Below are 6,900 nucleotides of genomic sequence, written 5' to 3' on the forward strand. Positions count from 1 at the left end.
CCTTTCGCTCGCGGGGAACCGGAGCTTATGGCGTCCGTCTGCTGAGCGCAGCTGATTGGATTGCCTCGAAGCACAGCAAATCAGCGGCGCAGCCGCCACATTCGCACACGACCTGTGCCACGCAATTCCGTTTCCCCGAGCGGGTCGCAAGCAAATTCCGGTCCGAGCAATTGGTGGGTTGCATCCGAAATACGGATTTCATCGGGCTCCGCAGCCTTTTGAATGCGCGCGGCGAGATTGACGGTGTCGCCCCACAGGTCATAGACAAACCGTCTTTTGCCTATGACGCCCGCCACGATCGGTCCGGAGTGAATTCCAATTCTCAATCCTAGCGGTTCGCCCGCGAAGTGCTCGCGCCTGGCCGCCTCCCGCAGCTCAAGCGCATAGTTCGCAAGGGCTTCCGCATGATCGGATCGCGCGGTGGGCAGGCCGGCGACCGCCATCACACAATCGCCGATGGTTTTGATCTTTTCGCAGCCGTATTGTTCCGAGAGCAGATCCGCCGCCTTGAAGAAGTAATTCAAGATAGCGAGCGTCGTCGTGGCCCCGACGCTGCGCGCTCTTTCCGTAAAACCGACGATGTCGGCAAAAAGCACACTGACCTCCGCGTGGCTGTCTGCAATTTGCTCGTCCGCTTTCAACCGCTCCGCGATCGACGCCGGAAGGATATTGAGGAGCAGGGATTCGGCGCGCCGGTATTCGCGCGACAAGCCCTCCTGGCTCTCCCTCAATGCCTCGTTCGTCGATTGCAGCTTCGCATTGAGTTGACGCTCCCTCTCCTGCAGGAGCGTCATTTCATAAGCCTTCTGTTGAAGTCGCTGCTGGTGGTCGCGTTCGGGAGTGGCGTCGAGAAAGACCAGCCACACCGAGCCGTTGTCGCCGAAGAGATGAAGGTCCGCGACATGCCCGCCGGGCAGTTCCATCATGGGCATATGGAATGGAAGCTCCGGGCAAGGCAGCAGCCCTTCCATGAATTCAAGCTGATCGGCGACAGGCTTGCCAATGCGAAGCGACGATAGTCCGTAATGCTCGAGGTTGCCGCCCTTCTCTTCTATGCATTGCCGGGCGTCGATTTTCAGATATGCGGCAGAGCGCTCATTGTAGAAGAAATCGTATATCCAGCTTCTGACTTCTTTCGGCACTCTGGACATGGTCTAATTGGCGACCATCGAAGCAAGCTGACGAAACGCATCGTCAACATGTTCGCCCGAAAGCGCGCTTGTTAGATAGATTTGCCACCCACGTTGCCTCAGTTCGTCGATCTCACCATCCGATATCGCCCACCGATCGGCCAGATCGGATTTGTTGAACAGCAATACGAACGGCATGGCGCCGAATTCGGCCTCGACCCGCTCGCGCAGCGTGAGCGCCACGGCGAGAGTAGCGGGCCGGGTTCCGTCGACGACAAGCACGAGCCCGGTCGCACCTCGCACGTAGCTGACGCGGAATGAGCCGATGTCGTCTTCGCCGGCCAGATCCCACAAAATCAGATCCACGGTTTTGTCCGGGAACGCGACACTCTTCTTGTCGATTTTCACGCCCACCGTGGTCAGGTAGTTTTCCGAGAAGATGCTTTGCACGAACCTGCGTACCAGGCTCGTCTTGCCGACAGCGAACCCGCCCAACATGCAGATCTTTTTTTGCAGCATCCTGGGCTCCGCACTACTCCAGATTCACCGTAACCGAAACCCGGCGGTTGGTGGAGTTCCCAGTTCGACTATTTTCATTTTCGGGCACCGCCGGCTCAAAGGTGCCGGCGCCCCGAACCAGCAGCAGTTCCGGAGCGACGCCGCGCTTGTTGAGAAGCGCGCGAACTGTCTCGGCGCGGGCGGCGCTGATCGATGCGTTGGCCGTCTCACGGCCCGTTGTGTCCGAATGGCCGGTCAACATGAACCGCGCTGTCACGCCTGCCTTGCGGGCATTTTCGGCGAATTCCTTCAACTGATCAGCCAATCTGTCGAGCACCGGCGTCTGCTCCGGTCCCGGGACAACTCTACCGGAAGAGAAGAAAATATCGGTCGTCTGGATGGCCTCTCTCAAATGATTAAGTTCTGCAAGGTTCCCCTCTCTCAAATGATTAAGTTCTGCAAGGTTCAGCTCGCGCAGCTGCGAGACATCCAGAACCACTCCGTCCGCCGAAAGTTGTTCGGCGGCGGCCTGCGCCCGGCTGATCCAGCCGGCAGGAGCCTCGCCCACGACAACGATGCGACCCTGGACGATCGAAAGCCGAACCGATTTCGGCGGGGACAGCGACGCCGTCAGGCGCTTCACCACGAACTTCGGATCAAGACTCTGATAGAATTGCCACTGTGAATGAACGCGGGCAGGATCAACCTCCGTTCCGGACAGCAGAGCTTGCGGGTCGGCGGCAAGAGGGTCTCTCAGACCGGAAATGTAGAAATGTCCGCCCCTTGCCGTTTGTTGAGCGACGATGATTCCCGGTTGGGCCTCAAGTCGCGACACATAATACTGCCAATGCTCCGCCGCGCGTGCATCGGGGCTCACATCACGAACCTTGGAGATGTCGAACTCCGGTCCGCCTACTGAAAGCTGTCGAGCCGCTGCGCGCGCCCGATCTATCCAGGTGTCGGGAGCCTCACCCTCGGCAACGATGCGGTCATTGACGATCGAAAGTCGTACTGTATCCAGCGGATACAGCGACGCCGTCAGCCGCTTCAACACGAACTCCGGCTCAAGACTCTGATAGAATTGCCAGCTTGCATGAACGCGCGCGGGATCGACCTCCGTTCCCGATAACAGCGACTGCGGGTCGGCGGCGAGTGGGTCTCTCAGGCCGGTAATATAGAATTGGCCATCGCGCACATTCTGTTGGGCGACGATGATGCCGGGCTGGGTCTCCAGTCGCGACACATAGGCCTGCCAGCGCTCCTCGGGGCTCACGTCACGGACCCCGGAGATGTCGAAGACCGGTCCGCCTGCCGAAAGCTGCTGGGCGGCAGCCCGCGCCCGGCTGATCCACGCGGTGGTGGCCTCACCCGCGGCAATGATGCGACCATCGACGACTGAAAGCCGTACCGAATCCGGCGGCGCCAGCGCCGCCGTCAGCCGCTTCAACACAAACTCCGGCTCGAGGCTCTGATAGAATTGCCAGTTTGAATGAACGCGAGCGGGATCGACCTCTGTCCCGGACAACAGCGACTGCGGGTCGGTGGCGAGCGGGTCTCTCAGTCCGGCAATATAGAACTGGCCGCCACGCATCTTTTGTTCGGAAACGACGATGCCCGGTTGGGTCTCCAGTCGCGACAGATAGGCTTGCCAGCGCTGTCCTGATTGCCAGGAAAGAAAGAACCAAACGCCTGCCGCAATCAAAACCAGCAGGGCTGCCGTCACCACCAGCCACGGAAATCCCTCTTTTGAATCCGCATGCTGCAGTTCGACGCAGGTCTGCAACTGCGTCTCCACGCCGGGTAACTGCGACGTGTCGCCGTCAAATCGCTCCAAAGCCTGCGAGGATTCATCATGGATGCGAAGCAATACGTCGCGAATTACTTCATGCAGTTCCTCCGGCGGATTTCCCCGGATCACCGCAACCAGGGTCGCGAACGGTCCGACTTCCGACCAGAGGCGAAGCTCCCCGAACCGGATGGTGTCCAGGCCGCTGTTTTCTTTCTCGTTGAATGAGTCCTTCACAAAATCCTGGATTGCGCTGAGCATCGAGGAAATCAGTTGAGGGTCTTCGCTGGTCGCATTTTCGGCGGTTACATGCGCAATCAAAAGCCCGGAACTGCGGCTGATGAGAAAGACATGCTCCACGCGATAGACAAGAGAATGATTGAGAACGACTTCGGAGAAGCTTGTTCCTGTTCTCCAGGCCTCAAATCTCCACTTGAGTCCATGCCATGTAAATATATGCCTTAAAGATTCATTCAGCGACTGAAAGGTCTGGTCGATTTTTTCGCCGATCGACTTGCGAATAGCCGGCAGAAACACCGGGTATAATATATCCGTCAGCGTGTGTGGGTTCTTCTGGATGGACCGTTGCGCGGCCCTTTCGACGGCCGGCGCGAGGGCCTCGCCGAGTTGCGCATAAGACGCGCGCGCGGTCGCGTCGGGCAGAACGTTCCCCACAGCAGCCGCAAGCTGCTCGGGTTCGTCGAGCAGGTGCGTAACGCGTGAAAGTTCCGAGATCTCGCCGCCGACAAGCAGTTGGCGAAGCGCTTCCAGCCGATGATCGGCGGCTGGAATTCCTTCGTAAAGCGCACGGTTGTCCGGATCGACGTTCCGGGCAATTTCCACCAAAAGGCGAGCCAGAGCCTCGCGATCAATTCCGGTATCGTTCGAAGCTGGACTTTGGGGAAGGCTGATTGGTTCGACGCTCGACGTCAAGTTCCGATCAACTCACTTTCCAGCCACGCTCCGAATTGCCCTTGCTGCCGACGGGATCCTGATTGAGACATTTCGCGACCTCGACAAACAGGCCGGCCAAAAGATTTCGGTCGGTCTTGACGTTGCTGAGGTCGGAAAAGATCTTCTCCATCAGCAATTGAGCGCTTTCATTCTTTTGCTTGATTTCCTCGCGCAGCAAATGGTCGCTTCTGTTCATGCGATCCGCTATTTCGCGCTCGAGCTCGCTCAATTGATCAGACAAAGCGCGCACCTGCTTTTCAAGCGCCTGATTCTGATCGCGAAGATTGCGGTCGATCTCCTTGTCGGCCTCGGCTCGCGCATCTTTTTCGTTCCGCAACTGCGTCGCCAGCGAGTCAACCTGCTTCTTCGCATTCGACTCGTAGGTTTCAAGATTGCGCTTGGCTTCGGATTCGACATCCTTGAAGCGTTGCAGGAACCGCTCTTCAAGCTTGGAAAAGCGGCGGTCATAGTCCTGCATCTGATTGCCGAACAACAGATCGCGTATCTTGTCGACACCGGGAGCGTCACCGCCGGCCCCGCTCTCGCGCGCTTGGGAGGCCATAAAGTTCAGCCCGTTTCCCTCTGGATTACCTATCAGATTTGCGTCCGCTTTATTTGCTGAAGAAGCGGCATTCGAAGATTCCTTCGCCATCCCTGTGCCCCAATTGCCCACTGTAACATTAGGAAATGTTAAATTATGTCAGACAAATACCAGGCCCGCAAGCTGGAATCCTGTTGGCTCCGGCCGATTCGTGCGTCCCTTGTTCGTCTCTTGGACCCGCAACAAATGAACGGGTTCCGATTGGTGTCGCTCTTGGTACCGCTATGTGATAGCGGCCCGCCAATCCAATCGACCATTGGACGCAATCTGCCATCGAAAGGAGTAACAAAATGTCAGGCTATAGCTACTGGAGCACAAACTAGGTTGCGCAGGCTCCTTAGATGGATCGCAATGGGCTGATCTGGCGGTGCACATACCGCAGGCCGTGCTGTGGCGCGTCAAAAACACCCTCTGCGAGACCCTGTGTCGAGCCAATCGGATTGGTCGCTGTGCAAGCGCGGCGCCCGTAGACGAACGCACGGCTGCCTAGCCGAACCAGTCGTGGAAGTGGCAAAATTGATGACGCTTATGAGGCGGCGGGGTATTTCCTCTCCAATCGTTCCTGCTGCGGTGTTTGCGCGTAGAGTTCGCGGTAGCATTTGGAAAAATGCGACGCCGAAACGAAGCCGCACGCGGTGGCCACCTCGACTATGGGCACTGATGACGCGATCAGCATATGCCGTGCGCGCTTTCGCAGGTCGTCCGGGCGTTTGGCCCTTGCCCGCTCCCGGTCGGCCCGGCCAAGTTCCGGCTCAATCGCGCCGACCAATGTCGTTGTGATCTCGTCCTGGACGGTGAAGATGTCTTCCAGGTCTCGGTCGTAGCGTTGCGCCCAGACATGATTGCCCGAGGCGCCCTCGATCAATTGCGCAGTGACACGAACGCGGTTGCCTGCCTTGCGCACACTGCCTTCGAGCACATATGCCACCCCGAACTCGCGGGCCACCGCGCGGATGTCCGGGGACTTCCCCTTGTAGGAGAAGCAGGAGTTGCGGGCGATCACGAAGAACCACCGAATACGCGATAGCGCGGTGATCAGGTCCTCAGTGACCCCATCGGCAAAGTACTCCTGCTCGGGATCGCCACTCATGTTCGTGAATGGCAGAACGGCAATCGAAGGCTTTTCTGGAAGCTCTATCGGGGCAGCCGGACTGGTGGCGGTAGGTCGGGCGGGCGTGGCCAGGGGCGTGATAGCGCCCGCCTTCGCCGAGGCGCCGACCTCGAGCGAATAGATCCGCATCGGCTCGGCAATGTTCTTGAGTTGGGTTTGGCCGAGATCGTTGACCAAGAGGTCGAGCCTCGACCTGACCTGCCGATAGGCATCCTCCGAAAGGCAGATGGCGCCGGGGGCAGCGACGCCTTCCAGGCGCGCCGCGATGTTGACTCCGTCACCCATGAGGTCGCCGTCGCTCTCCTCAACGACGTCTCCTATGTGGATTCCGATGCGAAACTCAATACGGCGATCGAGCGTAACCCCGGCATTGCGTTCGAGCATGGCGGTCTGCACCTCGATGGCGCAGCGCACCGCGTCGACCACACTGCGGAACTCGACGAGGGCTCCGTCCCCGGTGCGCTTGACCACGCGACCATGATGCACGGCGATCGTGGGATCGATCAGGTCGCTTCGAAGTGCCCGCAGCCGCGCCAAGATGCGATCCTCGTCCGCGCCGGCGAGCCGGCTGTAGCCAACGACGTCGGCGGCCAGGATTGCAGCAAGCTTTCGGGACTCGCTCATTCCGTCCTTCCCTGTCCAGCCGAGCACCATAGCCCGATCAGAGCCGCCCCGTCTCAGCATAGAGCGGTCAAGTCAACGCACGATAGCCCGAACCTTGGTCGATGTCCGCATCTGCGTGCAACCCCGACCTCGAGCATTATTCGCCGACGATGTCTTCTGTGGATGGCTCCCGCGATGCAAGAGGTAATTCGTTGTT

5 protein-coding genes and 1 pseudogene are annotated in these 6,900 nt (G+C 59.0%); all 6 read right to left on the reverse strand.

Annotated elements, in window-relative coordinates:
- Positions 1-80: 80 nt before the first annotated feature.
- Complete coding sequence (locus AU465_RS20530; RefSeq protein ID WP_192252075.1) at positions 81-1,151, reverse strand: adenylate/guanylate cyclase domain-containing protein; 1,071 nt, start codon at positions 1,149-1,151, stop codon at positions 81-83.
- A gap of 3 nt (positions 1,152-1,154) precedes the next feature.
- Positions 1,155-1,649, reverse strand: a complete 495-nt coding sequence (locus tag AU465_RS20535) for a Rab family GTPase (RefSeq protein ID WP_192252076.1) — start codon at positions 1,647-1,649, stop codon at positions 1,155-1,157.
- 13 nt (positions 1,650-1,662) lie between these two features.
- Positions 1,663-4,347: an OmpA family protein gene (locus AU465_RS20540; RefSeq protein ID WP_192252078.1), complete on the reverse strand. Its 2,685-nt coding sequence runs from the start codon at positions 4,345-4,347 to the stop codon at positions 1,663-1,665.
- 7 nt (positions 4,348-4,354) lie between these two features.
- Positions 4,355-5,020 carry a coiled-coil domain-containing protein gene (locus AU465_RS20545; RefSeq protein WP_192252080.1) on the reverse strand — a complete coding sequence of 222 codons (666 nt, stop codon included), beginning with the start codon at positions 5,018-5,020 and terminating at the stop codon, positions 4,355-4,357.
- Between the two features lie 475 nt (positions 5,021-5,495).
- Positions 5,496-5,666 carry a helix-turn-helix domain-containing protein gene (locus AU465_RS37195; protein ID WP_376774874.1) on the reverse strand — a complete coding sequence of 57 codons (171 nt, stop codon included), beginning with the start codon at positions 5,664-5,666 and terminating at the stop codon, positions 5,496-5,498.
- 24 nt (positions 5,667-5,690) lie between these two features.
- Positions 5,691-6,704, reverse strand: a pseudogene (locus tag AU465_RS20550) (adenylate/guanylate cyclase domain-containing protein); the annotation flags it as partial.
- Between the last annotated feature and the right edge of the window lie 196 nt (positions 6,705-6,900).

The organism is Mesorhizobium silamurunense (genome assembly GCF_014843905.1).
In the GTDB taxonomy this organism is placed as follows: Bacteria; Pseudomonadota; Alphaproteobacteria; order Rhizobiales; family Rhizobiaceae; genus Mesorhizobium; species Mesorhizobium silamurunense.

What these genes read in the sequence shown, in the direction of transcription:
- AU465_RS20545 (WP_192252080.1), bottom strand. Translation starts at nt 5,020, where the DNA reads ATGGCGAAGGAATCTTCGAATGCCGCTTCTTCAGCAAATAAAGCGGAC.
- AU465_RS20535 (WP_192252076.1), bottom strand. Translation starts at nt 1,649, where the DNA reads ATGCTGCAAAAAAAGATCTGCATGTTGGGCGGGTTCGCTGTCGGCAAG.
- AU465_RS20530 (WP_192252075.1), bottom strand. Translation starts at nt 1,151, where the DNA reads ATGTCCAGAGTGCCGAAAGAAGTCAGAAGCTGGATATACGATTTCTTC.